Source organism: Bradyrhizobium sediminis, assembly GCF_018736105.1.
Classification (GTDB): Bacteria; Pseudomonadota; Alphaproteobacteria; order Rhizobiales; family Xanthobacteraceae; genus Bradyrhizobium.
In genome coordinates this window covers 3,924,172-3,947,851 of record NZ_CP076135.1, presented here as the reverse complement: position 1 = coordinate 3,947,851, position 23,680 = coordinate 3,924,172, and the positions used below count along the sequence as shown (strand labels likewise).

The following is a 23,680-nucleotide window of genomic DNA, read 5'->3' as shown; positions in this document are numbered from 1 at the left end:
GATGAAATTGCCGGAAATCGTCGTGACTGGAGCGAGCGGCTTTCTCGGCCGTGCCGTCATGGCTCAATTGAGGCAATCCGGTTTGCCGGTCGTCGGAGTTTGCCGGTCGTCCGCGGCCGGCACGCGCCGGATTGCCGATTATTGCGATACGCCTTCGGCTGATGTTGTCATCCATCTGGCGGAGGAACCCGACCGGGCCGTCGTGAATGGTTCCGATGCGCCGTCTCGTCGGCAATCCGAAGTCGTTCGACGGCTTGTTGTCCGCGCCGGAAAGGTCATCTACGCATCATCCGGCGCGGTCTATGGTGACCGCGGCGGGGCGCCCTTCACCACCGATGATCCGGCAATCGGCTACGATTCCTACAGTCGCCTGAAACTCGCCAATGAGCGCATCGTGCTTGATGCCGGTGGAGCGGTCCTGCGGCTCGCCAATCTCTACGGCGCGGGGATGTCACCCAACAACGTGGTTTCGGATATCGTGCGGCAGATTCCCGGCACCGGCGCCCTGCGCATCAGGGATGACAAGCCGGTGCGCGACTTTCTCGGAGTGACCGACGCAGCCCGAGCCTTCCTGCTCGCCGCCGAAGCCTCTTGTGACGGCATCTTCAACATCGGTTCGGGCATCGGCACATCGATCGGAGCGCTGGCGCGTTTGGCGCTCCAGGCGGCGGACCAGGGACATCGGGAGGTCGTCGTGACCAATCCGTCCGGAAGACCCTCGGTCAATGTCCTGGATGTATCGGAATCGCAGCGGCGTCTTGGCTGGTCTCCAGCGTCCTCGTTGCAGGATTTTTTTTCACAGAGTTTCAGGAGCGAGGTGAAGGTTGTCGAGAGCTAAGCGCAAGGTCGCGGTGTTTACGGGAAATCGCGCGGAATATGGCCTGCAGTTTCCCATCCTCAAGGCCATCAACGAACACCCGGACCTTGAGTATCAGCTGATTGTGTCCGGTGCTCATCTCGATTCCAATTTCGGGCGTACGCTGGAAGAAATTCAGGGCGACGGCTTTCGAATCGACTCCGAGGTCAAGATCGACATGAAGGCCGACGTCCGCATTGCGACGGCGCAGGCCATCGGGTCCGGGGTATTGGGGGTCAGCATGGCGCTGGAAAAACTCTCGCCTGATCTGGTCGTGGTCTATGCCGATCGTTTCGAGGGGTTTGCGGCCGTGATCGCGGCGACGCAGATGAACATGCCGACTGCTCACATCGAAGGCGGTGATCTCACGGAAGGCGGCGCGCTCGACGATTCGGTGCGTCACGCCATGACCAAGCTCGCCCACCTGCATTTTACGACCAACCAGCAAGCTAGTAACCGGATTCTGGCGATGGGCGAGGAGGCGTGGCGCGTCCATACCGTCGGGTTTCCCGCCATCGACCTGATTTCCGACGGGCGCTTCGCCTCCGCCGACGAGGTCGTGAAACGCCTTGGGCTCGACCTCACGAGGCCGGTAGTATTGTTTACGCAGCACTCGGTCACGACCGAGTTTGAATTGGCGGTGCAGCAGGTCGTGCCCTCGCTGCAGGCGATCGAGCAACTGGCGCGCCGGGGCGTCCAGGTGGTTGTGACCTATCCAAACAACGATGCGGGTGGTCGTTCCATCATTGCCGCCCTGGCGGAGTTGGAAGCAAAGCAGCTTCCCAACGTGCAGTTTCATTCCTCGCTCGGGCGGTCGCTGTATCACGGCGTGCTCGCGCTGGCGTGGGACAGGAAACTCCGGATCGCGTGCGTTGGCAATTCCTCGTCCGGGGTCAAGGAGACGCCGGTGTTCGGCTGCCCGACCGTCAATATCGGATCGCGTCAGGAGGGCCGCCTGCGCGGCTCCAACGTGATCGATGCCAGCTATGACGCCGACGCTATTGTCCTCGCCGTTGAACGTTGCCTCCATGACGAGGCATTCCGCGCGACGGCGCATGCGACCGACAACCCTTATTTTCTCGGTGGCGCCGGCAAGAAGATCGCCGCTGTTCTAGCGGACGTGCCGATTGGGCAGAAGCTTCTAAGAAAATCGATGACTTTGAAGGGGGAGGTTCGCGATGGCTGGTATCGTTGATCCTGGCAAGAGAGCTTAACGTGGCAGTCCAGACTGACGATCCCGCCGATCGCTGGAAGAAGACGCTCGTGCCGGCGAACAGCACGATTGTCGAAGTCATCCGGAACCTGGAGCAGTCCGGTTTGCAGATTGCGCTGGTGGTGGCAGAGGATGGTTCGCTGATCGGCACGATGACCGACGGCGACATTCGTCGCGGGCTGTTGCGCAATCTGGACATGAACAGTTCGATCGAACCGCTGATCTATCGTTCTCCCTTGGTCGCTCCGCCCGATCTGGTTCGGGAAACCGTGCTTCAGATCATGCAGGCCAACAAGAAGAACCAGATGCCGATCGTCGACGAGAACCGACGTGTCGTGGGGCTGCATGTCTGGGGCGAACTCATGGCGCCGGTGAGACGGCCGAATTTGATGATAATCATGGCGGGGGGGAGAGGAGAACGGTTAAAGGAGCTGACCAAGGACTGCCCGAAGCCTTTGCTCCCGGTCCGAGGAAAGGCCATTCTCGAGCATATTATCGAGCGTGCCAAGGCTGAGGGGTTTGGCCGCTTCATTTTGGCAGTCCACTATCTAGGTCATATGATAGAGGAACACTTCGGTGACGGCAGCCGGTTTGACGTGCAAATTGACTACCTGCGCGAGGAGTCGCCGCTTGGGACGGCTGGCGCAATCAGCCTGTTTGAAGCCCGTCCCGACGCTGCCTTTGTAGTCTCCAACGGCGACGTCTTGACGGACATTCGCTACGGGGAACTCCTCGACTTCCATTTTCGTCATGCGGCAGCTGCGACGATGGCGGTACAACGCTACGAATGGCAGCATCCTTTCGGCGTCGTTCAGACCGAAGGCGTGGAAATCGTCGGATTCGAGGAAAAGCCCACTGTTCGCACCTACGTGAATGCCGGCGTCTATGTGCTTGATCCAGGAGCGTTCGATGTCCTGGTTCCCGGCGAACACTGCGACATGCCGACGCTGTTCAGCAGGATGAGAGCGCGCGGCCAGCGCACGATCGTATATCCGATGCACGAACCCTGGCTCGATGTCGGTCGTGTCGAGGATCTCGAACGTGCCCGCAACCCGGCGCAGCAGCGCTGACGAGAAAGCAAAGTATGATTGACGGCAATTCAAAATCGGAATTCCTGGCTCGCTTCGATCCGGAGCGTCGAGATCCTGACGCGCTCTACGGGCTGCCAAAACGCGTGATGTTTTGCCGCCACTGCGTCATTTCAAATCAACGGCCGAGCTCGACGGTCGAATATCAGAAAACCTCACAGTCGGCGCAGGAGACGATCCAGTTTGACGGTGACGGCGTTTGCGACGCCTGCCGCTACCAGGAGGTCAAGGCGGGCGAGATCGATTGGGAAAAACGCGAAACCGAACTGGTCGCCCTGCTCGACAGACACCGCAGGACCGACGGAGGCTACGATATCATCGTGCCGGGCAGCGGGGGCAAGGACAGCGCGTTTACCTCGCATGTCCTGAAATACAAATACGGAATGAATCCGCTCACCGTGACGTGGGCGCCGCACCGGTACACCGAGATAGGCTGGAAGAACTTCGAGAACTGGATTCACGTCGGCGGCCTGGACAACATTCTGTTCACGCCCAATGGGCGCCTGCACCGCTACCTGACCCGGCAAGCTTTCTTGAATCTGCTTCATCCGTTTCAGCCCTTCATTGTCGGGCAGCGGATCATCGGACCGTTGATGGCGCTTCGTTTCGGCGTTCCGCTGGTGATGTATGGCGAAAACCAGGCTGAATACGGCAACAACCGCGACGAAAACTTCAAGCCGGCAATGGACCGCAAGTTCTTCTCGGCCGAAGATCCGAATGTGATGGTGCTTGGCGGCAAGACAATCAAGGAAATCATCGCGGAAGAAGGATATAAGTTGAACGATTTCGCGCCCTACATTCCGCCGAAGGCGGAAGAACTCGAGGCGAAGAACGTCGAAGTGCACTATCTCGGCTACTACCTGAAATGGGACCCACAGGAATGCTATTACTACGCTACCGAACATACTGGATTTCAGGCCAATAGCGAGCGCACCGAGGGCACCTACTCCAAGTACAGCAGCATCGACGACCGTATTGATATGTTTCACTACTACACGACGCTGGCCAAATTCGGCATCGGTCGGGCGACTTATGATGCCGCGCAGGAAATTCGCAACGGAAAGATTACCCGCGACGAAGGTGTCCAGCTGGTACGGAAATTCGATCAAGAATTTCCCAAGAAGTATTTCCAGGACTTCATCGAATATATTTCGCTGAGCGAACGCGACTTTCATGCGACCGTAGATAAGTTCCGTTCGCCTCACTTGTGGAAGCACGAGAACGGTGTCTGGAATCTTCGGCACGCGGTCTGGCACGACGATGCGCTGTTGGCAGGCCGATGAAGAACGTTCGTCTCATGGCCCGCCTCGATATCAAGGGGCCCAATCTCATCAAGGGAGTGCATCTCGAGGGATTGCGTGTAATCGGTGATCCGCAGGATTACGCTCGCCGCTACTACGAACAGGGTGCCGACGAACTGATCTATATCGATGTTGTTGCGAGCCTGTATGGGCGAAACAAGTTGACCGACATAGTGAGTCGTGCGGCGCGGGACGTGTTTGTCCCGATGACGGTAGGGGGTGGTATCCGCAATGTCGAAGACGTAACCGATCTGTTGCGCAACGGTGCAGACAAGATTGCCATTAACACGGGTGCGGTTCAGCGCCCGGAATTGATCAGCGACGTTGCCCGGCGATTTGGATCGCAATGCATGGTCTTGTCCATCGAAGCCAAGCAGACGGGACCGGGCCGATGGGAGGTGTATACCGACGGCGGCCGGGAGAAATCCGGACTGGACGCGGTGGAGTGGGCCAAACGCGCGGCGGGACTCGGTGTCGGTGAGATGCTTGTCACTTCGATCGACCGGGAAGGAACGCGGAAGGGTTTCGATGTCGCGCTCACGGCGGCGATATCGCGGGCTGTCGACGTCCCGGTGATTGCAAGCGGCGGTTACGGCGAAATTCGGCACCTGGTGGACGTAGTCAATGAGGGTGGAGCAGACGCTGTCGCGATCGCGGATGCAGTGCACTACAACCGCACGACGTTGACCGACATCCGGTCGGCGGCCCGGGCGGCCGGCATTTCGTTGAGGCAGCTATGACGGCATCGGTTACCGTGATTGACTACGGGATCGGCAATCTCTACAGCGTCAGCCGTGCGCTCGAGCATGTCGGTGGTGATGTTGTGCTGAGCGCGGATCCTCATGTGATCGAAAACTCCGAGCGCTTGATATTGCCTGGTGTTGGCGCCTTCGAGGATGGAATGCGCGGACTGCGCGACCGCGGGCTGGTCGAGCCGATCAAACGGTATGCAGCCAAGGGGCTTCCGCTGCTGGGGATATGCTTGGGAATGCAGATGCTGGCGACGACAAGTGCGGAATTCGGCGAGCATGAGGGGCTCGGTCTCATTGCCGGAACGGTGGTCGCGGTTCCAAGCGCCACGACCGAGGGAGAGAGGCAAAAGATACCGCACATCGCGTGGAGTGCGCTTTCGCCCTCGGCCGGTGCTGAATGGCGGGGTACATTTCTGGAGGATACGCCGCCGGGTACGTCGGCCTACCTGGTCCATTCCTTCCATTTGGTTCCCGACGATCCCGCCCATTTGCTCGCAGATTGCTTCTATGGCAACCACCGGCTCACCGCTGCGGTTCGTGCGGGCAAGGTCTTCGGTGCGCAGTTCCATCCTGAAAAGAGCGGAGCGGCAGGCTTGCAGATGCTGGCTGCGTTTCTGCGGCAATAATTGGCGCCCGATACAAATCAGATGAAAGTCCTGAGTGCTGGTATCATCTACACGATCGGAAACGTGGCTTCGGCTGCAGTGCCGTTTGCATTGTTGCCGTTGCTCACCCGCCTGCTCAGCCCGGTAGAATATGGGAACGTGGTTGCGTTTGCGCTGGTCGTGACGTTGTGCATGCCGTTTGCCGGGCTGAACGTGCATGCGGCGGTCGGAGTGGCATGGTTCAACCGGCCGCGCGAAGAGTTGCCGGCGTTTGTCGGGACGGCACTCGCGATTGGAATCTCAACCACGGTGCTGACCGCGGTCGTGATCGCCACGCTCCTGCCGCTGCTGTCATCGGTGGCATTCGGCCTGGACCCCATATGGGGTGTGCTTGCGACGATCACAGCCGGCGCCAACGTCGTGCTTCAGTGCCGGCTCGGGTTATGGCAAAGCCAGCAGCGACCCGTCCTCAACGTCACGCTGCAGTTTATTGCGAGTACCCTGAACGTGGCGTTGTCGCTTTTCGCCGTCCTGGTCCTCGGCTGGGGCGGTGCAGGGCGCAACGTCGGCATCGCTGTGTCGGCTGTCTTGATGGCGTTGTGCGCCGTCGTTCTGCTTCTGGCGTCGCGCGACGCAATCTGGTCGTTCAGCCGCGATCACATCAAGGCCCTGGTGCTCTACGGTCTGCCGCTGATTCCGCACGTGCTCGGCGGTGTCTTGATCGGCACCGCCGATCGCTGGATCGTTTCCACGCAGCTCGGGTCCGAGATGCTGGGCATCTACGGTGCCGGCGCTCAGCTCGGCATGGTGATGACGATTTTGGCCGACGCATTCATCAAGGCCTACAATCCGTGGCTTTACGCGCGGCTTGGCTCATCGAGCCTCGATGACAAATATTCCGTTGTCGGTGCGATCTATATCGCGGTGCCGGTTTTCCTGTGTGCCGCGGTGATGGTCGGCGCCGGCCTCTATTTGACGAGCAACTTCCTGCTCGGCGCCCAATACCGCGCTGCCACTGTCGTGCTGCCCTGGTTCATGCTTGGCGGCGCCTTCATCGGCATGTACTTCTGCGTTTCCAACCTGTTCTTTTTTTCCGGCCGCACGTCGCTTCTTTCGCTCGTCACTACGTCTTCAGCGGTGCTTGGGACCCTGTTGATCTGGCTGCTTGCCGGGAGATTCGGGATCGAGGGAGCTGCTATGGGATACGCGGCGACTCAAGGATTGCTGGCCTTGATTGCGACTGCGGTTGCTTCCCGGCAATATGATCTGCCTTGGGGCGAGTTGCGTCGGTCCGTGGCCATTTGGTTTCGCGGCACGTTCCTCGTCGCCGCTCATCAGTCCGCAAAAGCTTAGGAAATAGTCTTCAATGTCCGCTCATGCTGCAGGTAAACGGGTCGCCGTAATTGGACTAGGACGAATGGGGTTGCGCCATCTGGAGGCGGTTAGCAAACTTGGCATGACGATCGTCGGCGTTGCGGATACTTCGGAAGTGGCGCGCGAGACGGCTCGTACGCGTTTTGGGGTCGATGAGTCCCAATGCTATGCTGAAGGCACGGAAATGCTGCGCAGCGTGCGGCCTGATGCGGTCGTGGTCGCAACCACAGCGCCGTCGCATGCCCCACTCGTCGTCGATGCAGCCGAAGCCGGCGTGCGCCATATCCTGTGCGAGAAGCCGATGGCAGTTTCGTTGGCGGAAGCGGATGAGATGATGACCGCATGCAAGCGCAGCGGTTCGGTCCTGGCTATCAATCATCAGATGCGTTTCATGGAGCAGTACACGCTGGTGAAGGCATTGATTGGTTCGGACGAACTAGGGCCGTTGGTGAGCGTTTTGGTCGCAGCCTCGAACTTTGGCCTGGCCATGAACGCCTGCCATTACTTCGAGATGTTTCGCTATCTCGGCGATGCCCCGATAAGCGGTATCCAGGCCTGGTTCGATCGGGCTCAGCTGGCTAATCCCCGCGGTCCGGAGTTCGAGGATCGCGCGGGGCGGCTATTGGCGCGAGACCCGGCCGGCCGTTCCATGTTTATTGACTTCTCGATGAATGCCGGGAGCGGCATCCATGTGACGTATATTTGCCGGAACGGACAAATTGTGGTCGACGAAATCAATGGAGACATGCGAGTGGTGGCACGAAAGAGCGAACACCGCGATTTGGCGACGTCGCGCTACGGTGCGTCAGCCGAAGTCCGGACCCAGGCCATCAAGCCAGTGGACGTGGTCGTGCCGACCGTCGATCTATGGTCGGCGATGCTGCAAGGCGAAACCTTTCCTGATGGAAATGCCGGCGCCCACGCCTTGGCCTGTTGCGTTGCAGCCCATGTGTCCCATGAGGCCGGCGGTCGCGAAATATTGCTGGCTGATCCGGCGTTACCGCGCGGTCGTCGGTTCAAATGGGCTTGAGCTGAGAATATGGCCGCGAAAATCTGGGGTATTGCGATTGTCGGTGCAGGCTATATGGCCGAAGAGCACGCGAGAGCACTGGCGTCGCTGCCGAACACCAAGATCGTGGGGGTTTGTGGCCGAACCCGCGCGCGCGCCGAGGTTCTGGCTTCGATCCATGGCACCAAGGCCTTCGACAGCATTGATGCAATGTATCGCGAGACTCGGGCAGACGCAGTCGTGGTTGCGGTGAATGAGCTCTCGATGCCTGACGTTTCCGCCTCTTGTTTTTCACATCCATGGGTTTGTTTGTTCGAAAAACCCGTTGGGGTGGATTTGCAAGTAGCGGAGCAGATTCTCGATCAAGGCCGCCGTGTCGGTGCTCGTGCCTTTGTCGCTCTCAATCGCCGCTCTTATTCGTCCACGAGGCAGGCGTTGCGGGAGCTGGCGAACGACGATGGTCCCCGCTTGATCTCTGTGCTCGATCAGGAAGACCAGGAAGCTGCGCGAGCATCGGGCCAGCCTGAAGAGGTTGTACGCAACTGGATGTACGCCAATTCGATTCATCTCATTGACTATTTCAGCTTCATGGCGCGCGGAGATGTTGTGTCGGTGACGCATGCCGCTCCATGGACGCCCGAGTCGCCACGTTTCGTTGCCGCGACGATCCAATTCTCTAGTGGCGATATCGGGATATATCAGGCTGCCTGGAACGCGCCGGGACCGTGGTCCGTGACCGTGACGAACGGCCATCTTCGCGCCGAGATGCGTCCACTTGAAAGACTCGCCATTCAGCGGCGCGGCGAGCGACGTCTTACGGACATTGTGCCAGACATCGTCGATTCCGAATTCAAGCCCGGATTGCGCTATCAGGCCGAGCAGCTAATCGGGTTTCTGGAGGGGCGGAACGCAAATCTTGCAACGCTGGAGGAAGCGCATCGCTCGATGGCCCTTTGCGCAAGGATTTACGGACTATTCCCGCAATCATGATGAGTGGCGAAGATCGGGCCGCGAAGATCGCGACGTTGTTTGCGCTGGAGCGCAAGCACGACCTCTTTTCATACCGAGTGGATGGTTGGTCGGCATGGCGCGTAATGCGGAATCCGGTCTACTGGATGGTTGCCGACCTGCCGCTGTCAAAGCCGGGCAAGTCGACCTTTGCGCGCATCCTTGAAGCTCTCCGTGGAACCCTGACCTTGGCAAGATTTGTCGCCATTCCAGGCCGGAGAGATCTGCTGATCAAGACCTGCCGATCCGCGCTGCGCATGAAGCGGGGCGCCCATTACGAGGACGTGTATTTCGACAGTTTGCTGCGTCGGGGCTATTCGTGCGTCAAGCTCGAAGAAATAAATAGTCCGGATTTCGAGGTGCAGGCTGCGGCTGCATGGAGGCCTGCCGATCTCAATCCCATCGTATTCACATTCTGGGGAAGTGTTCTTGGCCGCCTCTTTCCGGCCGATGCAATGTCGTTCTGCAAGTTTGTAGCGGAGGGCCTGAAAGATGAGCTCCAGGTGGTTGTCGATCCCCGTTGGTTGTTGATGCGTGTGTCGACGGTCTACTGGCAAGCAAGACTATACGGAATGTTGCTGGCCAGGATCAGGCCTCGTGCGGTTCTGGTGTCGGATACCGGGGAATATGGACTGCGGCTTGCGGCCCATCGCCATGACATTCGGTATATTGAGCTACAGCACGGCGTGTTCGATGCCAGTCAACCGGATGCGGTTCCCCTGTGGGTCGAGGGGGCGGTTGCTGAACTCATCCTTCCCGACGTGTTGGCGGCTCGCGGCGTGTATTGGAGCGAGCAACTGGCCGGTACACGTCAGGGCCGCGACCACGTCGTTGCGGTCGGCGATGCAGTCACTGACTCTGCGCGTGCGCAGCGCCATGCTAGGACAAAGGGCCACGGGGTTCATCTTGTGCTGACATCCCAGGGGCTTGACACGGCAAGACTCGTGGCCTGGATCGAAGATCTGGTGCGTTGTGCGCCGGCCTCGCTCGACTGGCGTTTGTCTATCAAGCTCCATCCGGTTTACGATTTCGATTCGTCGGCCTTCCGGCCCCTGCAGTCCGACAAACGGATCAGGATTGTCTCCGGCGCCGGACAACCCAATGTATTCGAATTGCTGGCGGAAAGCGATTTGCATCTGACTATAGCGTCTGCTTGTCATTTCGATGCCACTGCGGTCGGCGTGAGAAGCATGATCATTCCGCTTTCTGGGCATGAGCTGATATCGGGCACGGTTGATGACAGGTGGTTTTTTCTGGCCCGTGATCAACTGGATGTCTGGAATGTCGCAACAAGTCCGCCTCCGTTTGATCCTGCGCATGCGGATCGCTTTGCCGCTCCCGGCTATGTCGATAACCTGACGGCCCTGCTGCCGAACTCTGCCGTGACCGGCAAGGCGTCCGCCGAATGCTCGATTCCGTGAGGTCTCCCGTGCCTTCCAGCGGTTCGTATGCGGTTGCCAGTCCGTGGGTGCCGAGTCAGCGGCATTGGCCGATGCTGGCATTCGTGACCTTCTCCCTGCTCGTAACCATGTCGCTCTCGCAGACCGAAAGCTTTGTGCGAGGCTCTTTGCAATACTGGCTTGTTGTTGTGCCCGCGGTAGTTTTCCCCCTGTTGGGACTGCCGGACATTGTGAGGACGCTGTTTGGGCGCGGTAAGCTCCTGCTGATCCTCCTACTCTGGGCCGGCGGCTGGCATGCTGCAATGGGAGATGCGAGGGCAACCGTTCAGCTCTGCGCTACCGTACTGGCACTGACGTGGATTTCCACAGATCGCGCCGCAATCAACGTGCAGGACCTGACGCGCCTCTATTTGCTCTTGCTTGTCGTTGGTTTGTCGGTTTCGGCTTTTTCCAATTTCAATCGTTATGGTTTGATCCCCGGTTACTCAGATCCCGTCTATGGCCTTTGGCGGGTATCATTCTTTCCCAACATTGCGTACACCGGCGCACTTTCTTTGGTGATGCTGGTCGTGCTCACCCACAGCAAGGAGCGGGCGAGAAGGCATCCAGTTGTTCTCGCTATCGCGACCTATTTTTTTGTACTCTGTTTTGTGCGCGCGGCGTTGATTGCGGGATTGGTCTACCTCGTGTTGTACTTTTTCTTTTGTCGCAATAGCGCCATGCGACCTGCCCGGATGTTCTGGATAGCATTGGCAGTCGCGGTCGGCTTCAACGTCGCGGTCGTTTCGTCTGCCAATATTTTGTATGCCTTGCAGGACAATGTCTTCGTTTCGACGTTCCTTTTACGCGGCGAGACCAATTTATCGGTCAATGACATTCTCTACCAATTGTATCGGCCATGGTTGTGGAAGGCCCATTTGCAGCTTCTTTACTCAAGTCCGGCATGGATGGGGTGGGGCTCGCCCGAGTTCTATCAGTCGATGCTTGATGCATCAGGTCCGCCGCTGGCGACGATTGGCTCGGAATCTCTTCCGACAAGGCTGCTGGCGAGCTATGGCATCGCCGGTCTGCTGTTTACCTTGTATCTCATACAGCAATTGCGGAGATTGGCCTTTCGTGGTGATCGTTGGGCTTGCGCATGCTTTCCCGCCGTGTTCATCCTCATGATGAACTGGGGTGGCATTTTTCATCCAACCGACGGCATGTTCGCATTGCTGTTGCTGCCAATAACAAGAGGCTCGAACGGCTTCCTCGACGACCAAACAGGTTCTGTCGTGTCGCTGGCAGCGCCGGCAATCCCACCGAAATATGCAGCGTAGAAGAAACAGCGATGTGGCTTGAACCGGAAACCTACATACACCCAACTGCGGTAGTCGATGCGGGGGCCAAGATCGGCGCCTTCAGTTCGGTATGGCATTTTTCCCACCTGGAGGCCGGTGCCGTCGTCGGCGAGAACTGCAACCTCGGACAAAACACCTACATCGGAAACCGTGCCGTCGTGGGAAACGCCTGCCGGCTCGGAAATTCCGTCTCGGTGTTCTCGCATGTCGAGCTCGAGGATTTCGTGTTCTGCGCCCCATTCATGGTGTTCACGCATATCTCGTTTCCGCGCGCGGCCGTTAACAGGCGGGAGATTTTCCAACGAACGCTTGTCAAGACAGGGGCGACCCTCGGTGCAAACTCGACCGTGGTGCCGGGCATCACGGTCGGCGCCGGGACCTTTCTGGGTGCCGGCGCAGTTCTCACCAAGAGCGCGAAGGACTGGTCGTTGATGCTCGGCGCCCCAGCGCGCCAGGTGGGTTGGGTCAGCGCATTCGGCGAACGGGTAGAACTCCCGCTTTCCGGATCCGGCGAGTGGCGATGCCGGCATACCGACGACGTCTATGTTCTGAACGGTAGTGAGTTATCGAGGCGGCCCGGACCTGACGACATCCTGCGTTATGTTCCCGGCAAGAAGCTTGAGAGGCGGCAGGCCTCCTGAGCCTGATCCGAGCCGCTGCTTCAGGGCAAGGAACCGGGGGCACTGACGACGTTGCGAACGCGAATGGGAATTTGATGAAGGTTTTGTATCTGGACAGCGATGGACCGCTTGGCGGCGCATCGCGCAGCCTTTTCGAGGTGGTGAGGCCGCTGTCGCGCGGCGCGGTCGATCCGTATTTTGTCGCGGTGCAGGGGACTGCGCTGGATTTCTATTCGCAAATTGCGAAGGACATGGTGGTGACGCGCGGGCTCACCAAATTCGACAACACGCGTTACAGCTATTATCGGGGCGTGCGCTGGTTGATCCTGATCAGGGAAATCCTCTATTTCCCTTTCACAATCGTGGCGCTGCTGCGGGCGCGGGCCCGCTGGAAGACCGTCGACGTCATTCACATCAACGAGGTTCTGTGCGTCATCCCAGGCCTGATAGCGCGCTGGCTGTTCGGTGCCGCGCTTGTCGTTCATGTGCGCTCGCCAACACGGATGGACGACAAGTCGATAAGGTGCCGCTGGCTCTTCGAACGGCTGCGCAGGAACGCAGCCGCGATCATCGCGATCAATGAAACAACCAGAGCGACCCTGCCTGCATGGCTGAATGTGGACGTTATCCAGAATTCGTTCACGCCGAAGAAGCTGGCCCAGCCGGACGAGGCAATGCAGGCAAAGCTCGATGCGCTGCGCCCGACCTCGCTGAAGATCGGCTTCGTCGGCAACCTGCATCATTCGAAGGGGCTGTTCGATCTGCTGGAGGCGGCAAAGCTGGTGCGGGTGGCCGGCCGCGACGTCGAGTATGTGATCGTCGGCGGTGTAACCGTCGTCGATCGGGGGCTGAAGGCCCGGCTGCTGGCCGCGGCCGGACTTGCGCAGAACGTCCAGGAGGAACTGGCGGTGCGGGTCGCGGAAGAGGGGCTTTCCGATATCTTTCATTTGCTCGGTCCGACCGTCGACATTCAACGCGTCTATGAGCGGATCGACGTTATCGCCTTCCCGTCGCATTTCGATGCGCCGGGGCGGCCGGTGTTCGAGGCGGCATTTTCCTCGGTTCCGTCGATTGTCGCGATCGAAAATCCGTTTCCCGATACGCTCGTCGACGGGGAGACGGGGCTTGCCATTCCGGGCCGGAATCCGCAAAAGCTTGCTGCGGCGATCATGCATTTTGCCGATCACCCCGAAGATGTGCGCCGGATGGGCGCCCACGCCAGGGAACTGGCGGAAAAGAACTTCAATCCCGAGGCGAACGCCAAGAAATTGCTGGCGATCTACACGCGGGTTGTACAGAACAATCGCGCGCGCCCCTGAGATCAACCTTGTCCATCATCGACCGAAGTCAGCCCAGCATGAATGTTTCCTCGAAGCGCGCGTACCAGATCTGCACCAGCTGCATCATGGATACGTCGGACTCTAACATCACCTTCGACAGCCGCGGCTGGTGCGACTACTGCAACAACTACCATCGGAACATCCTGCCGAACTGGCATCCGGATGCGCGCGGCGAGCGCGAGATGCTGGCGGTGGCTGAAACCATCCGCAACCAGGGGCGCGATCGCGATCACGACTGCATCATCGGCGTCAGCGGCGGCGTCGACAGTTCATACGTCGCCTTGCTCGCCAAGGAAAAGCTGGGGCTGCGGCCCCTGATTTTCCACGTCGATGCGGGGTGGAATTCGCAGCAATCGGTCAATAACATCGAGAAGATGGTCGATGGTCTCCATCTCGATCTGCACACCGAGGTGATCGACTGGCAGGAGATGAAGGATCTGCAGCTCGCCTTCTTCAAGGCGCAGGTGCCGCATCTCGATACGCCGCAGGATCATGCCTTCTTCGCCGGCTTGTATAATTTCGCTGCCAGCCACGGCTTCAAATACGTCATAACAGGCGCGAACTATTCCACCGAGTGCGTGCGCGAACCGCTCGAATGGCACTATCACGCCACCGACCTGCGGCAGTTGAAGGACATCCACGCCCGGTTCGGGACCCGCCCGCTGAAGACGTTCCCGCTGACCGATATCTTCACCCACAAGCTTTACTACCGGTTCGTCAAGGGCATGCGGATCGTCAAGCCGCTCAACAACTTTCCCTACATCAAGGAAGACGCGATGCAGGAACTGGCCGACCGGTTCGGCTGGCAGAAATACGCCCACAAGCACTACGAGTCGCGCTTCACCCGCTTCTATGAGGGCTACTGGCTTCCGGTCAAATTCGGCTACGATAAGCGCCGCGCCCATTTTTCAAGCCTGATTTTGACAGGGCAGCTGTCGCGCGATGAAGCGTTGCGGCGGATCGCGCAGCCCGCCTATGATGAGGAGACGATGGCGCATGAATTCGAGTATGTCGCAACCAAGCTCGACCTTACCGTTGGGGAACTCCGCGCGCTGATGAACGGACCCAACAAGAGCTATCGCGACTACAAGTCGAGCATGCCGCTGATCGATCTCGGGACCAAGGTGCTGCGCGCGCTGGGCGTGCAAAAGATGATGGTGCGATGATTGCCATCGTCGATTACGGGCTCGGCAATATCGCGGCGTTTGCGAGCGTCTACAACCGGGCCAACATCAAGGTGGCGGTCGCCAGGACGGCCGGCGACCTGAAGGGGGCGTCGAAGCTGATCCTTCCGGGCGTCGGACATTTCGATCATGCGATGCGGCTTCTTCAGGAGTCGGGGATGCGCGGTGCGCTCGACGATATGGTGCTTGGGGACAAGGTGCCCGTGATCGGGGTGTGTGTCGGCATGCAGATCTTGGCGCGCTCCAGCGAAGAAGGAAGTCTGCCGGGCCTCGGCTGGATCGACGGCGAAGTCAGGGCCTTCAAGTCGACCGAGGCCATGAGGGACATGCCGGTGCCGCACATGGGCTGGAACGATGTGCGACCGCTGTCGCAAAGCAGGCTGTTCGATGAGCTGCATGACAACGCAAGATTCTATTTTCTGCATTCGTACTACATGAACTGCGACCGGCGGGAAGACGCGCTCGCAACCTGCAACTATGGGGCGGATTTCGTCTGCGCGGTGCAGTCGTCCAATATCTACGGCGTGCAGTTTCATCCCGAAAAGAGTCACAGTTTCGGAAATCGTCTATTGCGAAATTTCGCGGGGCTCTGATCGTGCTGCTGCCGAGAATCATACCCTGTCTCCTGGTCCACGACGGCGGGCTTGTGAAGACGGTCGCATTCAAGGAGCCGAAATACGTCGGCGATCCGATCAATGCCGTCAAGATATTCAACGAGAAGCAGGCGGACGAGCTTGCGGTGTTCGATATCGACGCCACCGTCCGGGGCGTCGAACCCGACTTCAAGATGGTTGCCAACCTTGCGGCGGAATGCCGGATGCCTCTGTGCTATGGCGGCGGCGTCAAGACCGTCGCGCAGGCCAGGCGGATCATCGGACTCGGGGTCGAGAAGATCGCAATCAGCTCGGCTGCGATCGAAACACCCGAGCTTGTTTCGGCGGCGGCTCAGGAAATCGGCGGGCAGAGCGTGGTCGTTGTCATCGATGCGAAGAAAGACCCGCGAACCGGCAGCGACCTGGCGTGGACCCACAACGGGACACGCAGTACCGGTCGCCCGGTCATCGATGTGGCGCAGGAGGCCGAGTCGCTTGGGGCCGGTGAAATCGTCGTTAATTCCATCGATAACGACGGTAGGATGAAGGGCTACGACCTGGCGTTGGCCCGATCGGTCAGGCAGGCCGTCAGGCTTCCGGTAACGCTGCTGGGCGGCGCCGGCTCGCTTGCGCATATCGGCGAACTGGTGGCATCGTGCGGCGTGGTCGGTGCGGCTGCGGGCAGCCTTTTTGTATTCAAGGGCCCTTACAGGGCGGTCCTCATTAACTATCCCGAGCCGCCAAAAAAGGATGAGCTTTTTCAGCTTGCTTTGCGGTAGGAATTGCTGGACGAGTTGCCGAGTCAACGCGAGTGACAATGTGCTGTGCAACCAGAAATGGGCGCAATAGGCGAGAGACAGACCCGATATCCGGAATTTCGAATGTTTGATGACAGGGTTCTATTGATAACGGGCGGGACCGGTTCGTTCGGCAAGGCAGTGCTGAAGCGCTTCCTTGCATCCGACATGCGCGAGATCAGGATCTTCAGCAGGGACGAGAAGAAGCAGGATGACCTGCGGAAGAAATATCCGGACCCAAAGCTGAAGTTCTATATCGGCGACGTGCGGGAACCGCGTAGCGTTGCCGCGGCGATGCGTGGCGTCGACTACTGCTTTCACGCGGCGGCGCTGAAGCAGGTGCCGTCCTGTGAATTCTATCCGATGGAGGCTGTCCGCACCAATGTTCTCGGTACCGAGAACGTGCTCGAAGCAGCGATCGCCGCGAACGTGAAGCGCGTCGTGTGCCTGAGCACCGACAAGGCCGTCTATCCCGTCAACGCAATGGGAATGTCCAAGGCCATGATGGAGAAGGTCATGGTCGCGGTTTCGCGCAATCTGCAGGGGACCGTGATCTGCGGAACGCGTTACGGTAACGTGATGGCGTCCCGGGGGTCGGTGATCCCGTTGTTCGTCGAGCAGATCGCCGCCGGCAAGCCGATCACCATCACCGATCCCGCAATGACCAGGTTCATGATGACGCTCGACGAGTCGGTCGAACTCGTGCTGCACGCGTTCACGCATGGGCAAAACGGCGACATCTTCGTCCAGAAGGCACCGGCTGCGACCGTCGCGGTGCTGGCGCGCGCCCTGCTCGAGGTGATGGGGCGGCCGGACCATCCGATACTTGAAATCGGCACGCGGCATGGCGAGAAGCTCTACGAAACGCTGTTGAGCCGGGAGGAGATGAGTCACGCCGAAAGTCGCGGCAATTATTATCGGGTGCCGCCGGACGGCCGCGATCTCAACTACGCGAAATTCGTCGAAGAAGGCGAGCGTCGCATCAGCGCGGGCCATGACTATAATTCCGAGAATACGGTCCAGCTCGACGTGCCCGCGATGAAGGAGCTGCTGCTTCGGCTCGAGTTCGTGCAGTCTATCGCGCGCGGCGAGCCGGTTGATCTGGACGATTGAGCCTGATGCGCATCCTGATTACCGGAGCAGACGGGTTTCTCGGCGCGAACTTGCGGATTCGCCTGCGCGAAGCCGGTTACCAGGACATTGTCGGCATCACGCGTTCCTCCTCGCCACAGGAACTGGTGGCCGGGCTCGCCGCTGCTGATTTCGTTTTTCACCTCGCCGGGGTCAATCGTCCGCAGACTGAGGACGAGTTCGTCCGGGGTAACCGGGATTTCACCGAGCAGCTCTGCCAGGCGCTTCGCAGCGTCGGTCGACGGACGCCGGTGGTGTTTTCTTCATCGTCGCAGGCCGCGCTGGAGAACCCCTACGGACGAAGCAAGCTCGCCGCGGAAAACATCCTGTTGAGCTACGGCCGGGAGAGCGGGGCGCCGGTCCTTCTGTTTCGCCTGACCAACGTGTTCGGCAAGTGGGCGCGGCCGGATTATAATTCGGTCGTCGCTACCTTCTGTCATAACGTGGCCCGGGGCCTGCCCATCCGCGTCGACGATCCGGCCGCCAAGCTCCGGCTTGTCTATGTCGATGACGTGGTGGATGCCATGCTCCGCTGTCTGGCCTCGCCGGGTCCGGCGGCGGGCCTGATGGAGGCTGGGCCCGTCTATGAAACGACGGTCGGCGAAGTTGCGGATATCATCCGCAGTTTCTTCATCAGCCGTTCGACACTATTGACCCCGCCGGTCGGCACCGGCCTGACGAGGGCGCTCTACGCAACTTACGTTACGCATCTTCCCGCAGCCTCATTCGCCTACCAGATCCCGCAATACGACGATCCGCGCGGCACCTTCGCGGAGGTATTGAAGACCCCGGACTGCGGTCAGTTCTCGTACTTCACCGCGCATCCCGGCGTCACCCGCGGGGAACACTATCATCACACCAAGGCCGAAAAGTTCGTGGTCATTCGCGGCAGCGCGAAGTTTCGCTTCAGGCAGATCGTGACCGGCGAATTTCATGAGATAGTAGTGCGCGGCGGCGAGGGATACATCGTCGAAACCATCCCGGGGTGGGCGCACGACATAACCAACGTCGGCGATGACGAGTTGATCGTCATGCTGTGGGCAAACGAGATTTTCGATCGCGCACGGCCCGATACGATAACCATGAAGGTGGTCGCGTGAGGAAACTGAAGGTCGTGACCGTCGTCGGCACCCGGCCGGAGATCATCCGTCTGTCGCGGGTGATGGCCAAGCTGGACATTCACTGCGACCAGGTGCTCGTCCACACCGGGCAGAATTACGACTACGAACTCAATGCGATCTTCTTCGAGGACCTCGGAGTTCGAAATCCCGACCGCTTCTTGGGCTGCGCGGGCGACAGCGCGATGCAGACGATCGGCAATGTGATCGCCAAGGTCGATGATGTGCTGGCCGAGGAGCAGCCGGATGCGATGCTGGTGCTCGGCGACACCAACAGCTGTCTCGCGGTGATTCCGGCGAAGCGCCGCAAAATTCCCATCTTCCACATGGAAGCCGGCAACCGCTGCTTCGATGAGCGGGTTCCCGAGGAGACCAACCGCCGCATCGTCGATCATACCGCCGACGTCAACCTGACCTATAGCTCGATCGCGCGCGAGTATTTGTTGCGCGAAGGTCTTGCGCCGGATCTCGTCATCAAGACCGGCAGTCCGATGTTCGAGGTGCTGTCGCACTATCGCACGAAGATCGACGCCTCGAACGTGGTGACGCAATTGGGGCTGACCCCTGAACAATACTTTGTCGTCAGTGCCCACCGCGAGGAAAATATCGAATCGTCACGCTCATTCGGCAAGCTGGTCGCCGTACTCAACGGCATTGCGGAAGATCACGGTCTGCCGGTGATCGTTTCGACCCATCCCCGCACACGCAAGCGGATCGAGGAGGACGGCACGAAATTTCACGGTCAGATCCGCCTGCTCAAGCCGCTCGGCTTCAGCGATTATGTGAAATTGCAGATGTCGGCGCGGACGGTGCTTTCCGACAGCGGAACGATCAGCGAGGAATCGTCAATCCTGAACTTTCCGGCACTGAATCTGCGCGAGGCGCACGAGCGGCCCGAAGCGATGGAGGAGGCGGCCGTGATGATGGTTGGCCTCGAGATCGGGCGGGTGCGTCAAGCGTTGTCCCTGCTGGAGCAGCAATCCCGCGGGCCGGTCAGAACCGGCCATCTGGTGGGCGATTACGACGTGCCGAACGTCTCGGACAAGATCGTTCGGATCATTCACAGCTACACGGACTATGTGAACCGAGTAGTCTGGCGTAAGTACGATTGAGCGAAGCAATTGCGGATTCTGATCGTCAGTCAATATTTTTGGCCGGAGAATTTTCGTATCAACGAGCTGGTGGCCGAACTCGTCGCGCGCGGACACGAAGTGACGGTGCTGACCGGAGTGCCGAATTATCCCTCGGGTCGAATCTTCGAGGATTTCCGCAAGAACCCCGGATGCTTTTCGCAATATGGCGGCGCGTCGATCGTCCGCGTGCCGCTGATCCCGCGCGGCCAGAGCCGTCTCCAGCTGGCCCTGAACTATCTCAGCTTCGTCATTTCCGGGTCGACCGTCGGCGCCTGGCGGCTCCGAGGCAGGTCATATGACGTGGTTTTTTCCTATCTGGTGTCGCCGATGACGGCCGCCTTGCCGGCCTTGCTGATCGGCCGGTTGAAGCGCGCACCGGTCACGATCTGGGTGCTGGATCTCTGGCCGGAAACCCTGGCCGCGGTTGGCGCGATCCGCTTCAAATTCATGTTGCGTTGGGTCGGCCATCTCATCGGCTTCATCTATCGCCATTCGGCTTGCGTGTTCGTGCAATCGAGGGCGTTCGTTGCCAATGTGGTACGCTATGGGGGTGATGCGACCCGCGTGAATTATCTTCCCGGTTGGGCTGAACAGGTTTTCGATGCATCCCCAGCCAGGCAGACCTCCGTCCCCGAATTCAGTCCATATGACGGAAAGTTCAAGATTCTGTTCGCAGGCAATATCGGCGAAGCGCAGGATTTTCCGTCGATTCTTAGCGCGATTGAAGCGTTGCGCGACAGAATCGACATTCACTGGATCATCGTCGGCGACGGACGGGCGAAAGCGCAGGTCGAAGCCGAGGTCGATGCGCGAGGCCTGCGCGACGTCGTGACGTTGCTTGGCCAGCATCCGATCGAACGCATGCCGTCGTTTTTTCGCGCCGCCGATGCGCTGCTGGTTTCGCTCAAGGCCGGTTCGATCTTCAGTATGACCATCCCCGGCAAGGTGCAGAGTTATCTCGCCGCCGGGGTTCCGATCCTCGGCATGCTCGATGGTGAGGGCGCTCGGGTGATTGAAGAAGCCGGGGCCGGACTGGTCTGTCCAGCCGGCGATGGGCCCGGACTGGTGCGTCAGGTGCGGCGCTTGATCGAAACCCCAGCCGCCGAACGCGCGGCGATGGGAACTCGCGGTCGTGCCTATGCGGGGCGCGAATTCAACCGCGAACATCTTGTCGACAGGCTGGAACAGGCGCTGGCCGAGGTGGTGCAGGCTCCCTGAGCGGGGCCGGGATCGATGGTCGTTTTTCGGCCAACGGGTCGGTCATCAACTTATCAATTGCGGGTTCGGCTGCGGCAAGCCACTATCACCCGGGAGTAGTTAGAATGTCTGGCGCGCTATGAATCAGAATTTCCCATCAACGCAAGGTTCGTTGTCGCAGCAAGAACCGCCCACGAGCGCTGAGGCTGACCCCTGGGCACTATTGCTCGACTCGCTGCTTGTCATTTTGCGACACTGGAAGCTCCTGATCATTGGTCCGCTGATCGCGGGGGCCGTTGCCTATGCCGGCAGCTTGCTGCTGCCGAAATCCTATCGGAGTTATGCCTATGTTGGCCCGCTGGAGGAGGCGATGGCCAAGAGGAGTTCAACGCTTATTCCGTCTCCGGTGGTCGTGGATGCGGTGCTGCGCAAGCTTTCCCAGCGGCAGCCATTTTCCTCGATGCCCCCGGAAGAAGGCAGGAGCTATCTGGCATCAAGAATCCAGTTCAGGCCGGTCCAGGGAGCCGATTCGAGGTCATCCTCGCTTTACGTTCTGGAAGTGTTGGACGCCGAGCCGTCACGCGCGCGCGATATATTGACCGCAACAGTCGATTCCTGGCTCGCCGCAATGAAGCCGCCGCCGGAAAAGCTCGCTTCCCTGCAGCGGCTGAGGGAGGCGCTCGAGGTTCAATCGGCCGATCTATCGACGGCAATTGCGCAGTTGATGGCTCATCCGGAGCTGTTTCGTCCCGACATCAAGACCGGATACGCTCCGGTCAATGTTGCCGATTTGATCAAGCTGCGTACCGATGGAGTCGCCAAGAGCGAGGAATTGAGATCGATCGTCGAAGGGCCGGGTCATGATGCCATCGTTCTGCCGCCGACCATGCCGGTAGATCCGGTTGCGCCGGCCAAAGGCCGGATTGCTCTCGTTGCCGCAGCGATCATGTTCGCCGGACTGGTCGTTATTCTTCTGTTTCGCGAGGTCCTCGTGCCTGCGCTCGCTTGCTCCAAGTATGCACTGGGGCTCCGTCGGCTCGGCGGCTTATTCCGCCGAGAGGAGAGCGCCGTCGGGTGAATCAGAGATCCCTGTGCGCCTGCGTCGAGAGACGGAGCGAATCCCGGTCGGCGTTTCGCCAGGGCGACGATCGCACCTGCATCGTCCAGCGCTGCCGCGGTTGGCAGGATAAACAAGTACGAAACTTCGGCAGCGCCATTCCGGGCCGGCAGCCGGGCGCCTCCGTTACAAGATCATGAGTTGAAAGGCTTGCAGGTGACTGACACACACTCGGAATTGATAACCAAGCTGAATCGGAAAGCCGCCAGGATCGGCATCATCGGACTGGGATATGTCGGTCTGCCGCTGATGCTCCGCTATTGCGAGGTCGGCTATGACGTCATTGGCTTCGACGTCGATCAATCCAAGGTGGACGCGCTGCGTAGCGGCCGGTCCTATATCGAACATATCGATTCCGGGAAATTGTCGCGGTTTGTCGGTCGGAGCCTCGAGCCGACCACAGACCTCACGCGAGTTTCCGAGGTCGACGCTCTCATCCTTTGCGTGCCGACCCCGCTCAGCAAGCACCGTGAGCCCGACCTGAGCTTTGTCCTGAGTACGATCGATTCCGTGCTGCCGTACCTGCACCGCGGCATGGTGCTCTCGCTCGAAAGTACGACCTATCCCGGCACCACGGACGAGGAGTTGAAACCGCGCATCGAGGCCCAGGGCCTCAAGGTCGGCGAGGACATCTTCCTGGTCTTCTCCCCGGAGCGGGAAGATCCCGGAAATCAGAGTTATTCCACCCAGACCATTCCAAAGGTGTGTGGCGGCTGTACAAGCCAGTGCCTGGCGGCCGGGATTGCCCTGTACAATCAGGTCGTCGACAAGGTGGTCCCCGTCAGCTCGACGCGCGCCGCCGAACTGACGAAGCTGCTCGAGAACATACACCGATCGGTGAACATCGGCCTGGTCAACGAAATGAAGATCGTCGCCGACAAGATGGGCATCGATCTTCACGAGGTTATTCGCGCTGCCGCCACCAAGCCGTTCGGTTTTGTCCCCTACTATCCCGGCCCGGGGATCGGCGGACACTGCATTCCGATCGATCCGTTCTATCTGACCTGGAAGGCTCGCGAATACGGCGTTCATACCCGCTTCATCGAACTCGCCGGTGAAATCAACTCCTCGATGCCGGACTATGTCGTCTCGAAAGTCGTCGACGCTCTGAACTCCAGGAAGAAATCGGTCAACGGCAGCAAGATTCTCGTGCTCGGCATCGCCTACAAGAAGAACGTGGACGATTCCAGAGAGTCTCCTTCGGTCGTTCTGATGGAACGTCTGCAAGGCCTCGGAGCATCGATTTCCTACAGCGATCCCCATATTCCGTCGTTTCCGAGGATGCGCGCACATCATTTTTCGCTTTCCAGCGTGGCGCTGACAAGGGAGACCATAGCCAGCTTCGACTGCCTGCTGCTGGCCACCGACCACGACAAGTTCGACTACGAACTGATCAAGTCGACTGCCCAGTTGCTGGTGGATTGCCGAGGAAAGTTTCTGGAGCCGGCTCCGAACATCATCAGGGCTTGAACTGGCGGCGGGCTCGTCTTTCAGGCCGCCAAAC

Annotated in this window: 22 protein-coding genes; all 22 read left to right on the top strand. The window is 59.5% G+C overall.

Going from position 1 to position 23,680, the window contains the following annotated elements:
• Positions 1-7: 7 nt before the first annotated feature.
• The 22 genes from KMZ68_RS19005 (at position 8) to KMZ68_RS18900 (ending at position 23,646) form a co-directional block, all read left to right on the top strand.
• Positions 8-838, top strand: a complete 831-nt coding sequence (locus KMZ68_RS19005) for an NAD-dependent epimerase/dehydratase family protein (protein WP_215612713.1) — start codon at positions 8-10, stop codon at positions 836-838.
• Positions 825-2,051 (top strand): UDP-N-acetylglucosamine 2-epimerase, encoded by a 1,227-nt coding sequence (gene neuC, locus KMZ68_RS19000; RefSeq protein ID WP_215612712.1) that lies wholly within the window; start codon positions 825-827, stop codon positions 2,049-2,051. Before KMZ68_RS19005 ends, neuC begins: the two co-directional genes overlap by 14 nt.
• A gap of 20 nt (positions 2,052-2,071) precedes the next feature.
• Positions 2,072-3,139: a nucleotidyltransferase family protein gene (locus KMZ68_RS18995; protein WP_215612711.1), complete on the top strand. Its 1,068-nt coding sequence runs from the start codon at positions 2,072-2,074 to the stop codon at positions 3,137-3,139.
• Positions 3,140-3,153: 14 nt separating this feature from the next.
• Positions 3,154-4,440 carry an N-acetyl sugar amidotransferase gene (locus KMZ68_RS18990; RefSeq protein ID WP_215612710.1) on the top strand — a complete coding sequence of 429 codons (1,287 nt, stop codon included), beginning with the start codon at positions 3,154-3,156 and terminating at the stop codon, positions 4,438-4,440.
• Positions 4,441-4,454: 14 nt separating this feature from the next.
• Positions 4,455-5,198: an imidazole glycerol phosphate synthase subunit HisF gene (gene hisF / locus KMZ68_RS18985; RefSeq protein ID WP_249779406.1), complete on the top strand. Its 744-nt coding sequence runs from the start codon at positions 4,455-4,457 to the stop codon at positions 5,196-5,198.
• Positions 5,195-5,836: an imidazole glycerol phosphate synthase subunit HisH gene (gene hisH / locus KMZ68_RS18980; RefSeq protein ID WP_215612708.1), complete on the top strand. Its 642-nt coding sequence runs from the start codon at positions 5,195-5,197 to the stop codon at positions 5,834-5,836. Before hisF ends, hisH (KMZ68_RS18980) begins: the two co-directional genes overlap by 4 nt.
• Before the next feature lie 21 nt (positions 5,837-5,857).
• Positions 5,858-7,168, top strand: a complete 1,311-nt coding sequence (locus KMZ68_RS18975; RefSeq protein WP_215612707.1) for a lipopolysaccharide biosynthesis protein — start codon at positions 5,858-5,860, stop codon at positions 7,166-7,168.
• 13 nt (positions 7,169-7,181) lie between these two features.
• Positions 7,182-8,219: a Gfo/Idh/MocA family protein gene (locus KMZ68_RS18970; RefSeq protein WP_215612706.1), complete on the top strand. Its 1,038-nt coding sequence runs from the start codon at positions 7,182-7,184 to the stop codon at positions 8,217-8,219.
• Positions 8,220-8,228: 9 nt separating this feature from the next.
• Complete coding sequence (locus KMZ68_RS18965) at positions 8,229-9,188, top strand: Gfo/Idh/MocA family protein (protein ID WP_215612705.1); 960 nt, start codon at positions 8,229-8,231, stop codon at positions 9,186-9,188.
• Complete coding sequence (locus KMZ68_RS18960; RefSeq protein WP_215612704.1) at positions 9,188-10,627, top strand: hypothetical protein; 1,440 nt, start codon at positions 9,188-9,190, stop codon at positions 10,625-10,627. The genes KMZ68_RS18965 and KMZ68_RS18960 overlap by 1 nt, the downstream gene beginning before the upstream one ends.
• A 71-nt stretch (positions 10,628-10,698) precedes the next feature.
• The gene (locus KMZ68_RS18955) at positions 10,699-11,925 is read left to right on the top strand and encodes a hypothetical protein (RefSeq protein ID WP_215612703.1); all 1,227 of its coding nucleotides are present in this window, start codon (positions 10,699-10,701) and stop codon (positions 11,923-11,925) included.
• Between the two features lie 11 nt (positions 11,926-11,936).
• Positions 11,937-12,587 carry an acyltransferase gene (locus KMZ68_RS18950; RefSeq protein WP_215612702.1) on the top strand — a complete coding sequence of 217 codons (651 nt, stop codon included), beginning with the start codon at positions 11,937-11,939 and terminating at the stop codon, positions 12,585-12,587.
• A 74-nt stretch (positions 12,588-12,661) separates the two neighbouring features.
• Complete coding sequence (locus KMZ68_RS18945) at positions 12,662-13,885, top strand: glycosyltransferase family 4 protein (RefSeq protein ID WP_215612701.1); 1,224 nt, start codon at positions 12,662-12,664, stop codon at positions 13,883-13,885.
• Between the two features lie 38 nt (positions 13,886-13,923).
• The gene (locus KMZ68_RS18940) at positions 13,924-15,072 is read left to right on the top strand and encodes an N-acetyl sugar amidotransferase (RefSeq protein WP_215612700.1); all 1,149 of its coding nucleotides are present in this window, start codon (positions 13,924-13,926) and stop codon (positions 15,070-15,072) included.
• A complete protein-coding gene (hisH, locus tag KMZ68_RS18935; protein ID WP_215612699.1) occupies positions 15,069-15,683 on the top strand; it encodes an imidazole glycerol phosphate synthase subunit HisH in 615 nt (204 codons plus the stop codon). Before KMZ68_RS18940 ends, hisH (KMZ68_RS18935) begins: the two co-directional genes overlap by 4 nt.
• 2 nt (positions 15,684-15,685) lie before the next feature.
• A complete protein-coding gene (locus KMZ68_RS18930) occupies positions 15,686-16,462 on the top strand; it encodes an AglZ/HisF2 family acetamidino modification protein (protein WP_215612698.1) in 777 nt (258 codons plus the stop codon).
• Positions 16,463-16,564: 102 nt separating this feature from the next.
• On the top strand, positions 16,565-17,593 hold the full coding sequence (locus KMZ68_RS18925) for a polysaccharide biosynthesis protein (protein ID WP_215612697.1): 1,029 nt from the start codon (positions 16,565-16,567) through the stop codon (positions 17,591-17,593).
• Between the two features lie 5 nt (positions 17,594-17,598).
• Positions 17,599-18,711 carry a UDP-2-acetamido-2,6-beta-L-arabino-hexul-4-ose reductase gene (gene wbjC, locus KMZ68_RS18920; RefSeq protein WP_215612696.1) on the top strand — a complete coding sequence of 371 codons (1,113 nt, stop codon included), beginning with the start codon at positions 17,599-17,601 and terminating at the stop codon, positions 18,709-18,711.
• On the top strand, positions 18,708-19,841 hold the full coding sequence (locus tag KMZ68_RS18915; RefSeq protein ID WP_215612695.1) for a UDP-N-acetyl glucosamine 2-epimerase: 1,134 nt from the start codon (positions 18,708-18,710) through the stop codon (positions 19,839-19,841). The genes wbjC and KMZ68_RS18915 overlap by 4 nt, the downstream gene beginning before the upstream one ends.
• A 9-nt stretch (positions 19,842-19,850) precedes the next feature.
• Positions 19,851-21,080, top strand: a complete 1,230-nt coding sequence (locus KMZ68_RS18910) for a glycosyltransferase family 4 protein (protein WP_215612694.1) — start codon at positions 19,851-19,853, stop codon at positions 21,078-21,080.
• A gap of 118 nt (positions 21,081-21,198) precedes the next feature.
• Positions 21,199-22,137: a hypothetical protein gene (locus KMZ68_RS18905; protein WP_215612693.1), complete on the top strand. Its 939-nt coding sequence runs from the start codon at positions 21,199-21,201 to the stop codon at positions 22,135-22,137.
• Between the two features lie 189 nt (positions 22,138-22,326).
• Positions 22,327-23,646 carry a nucleotide sugar dehydrogenase gene (locus KMZ68_RS18900; RefSeq protein WP_371741357.1) on the top strand — a complete coding sequence of 440 codons (1,320 nt, stop codon included), beginning with the start codon at positions 22,327-22,329 and terminating at the stop codon, positions 23,644-23,646.
• Positions 23,647-23,680 lie beyond the last annotated feature (34 nt).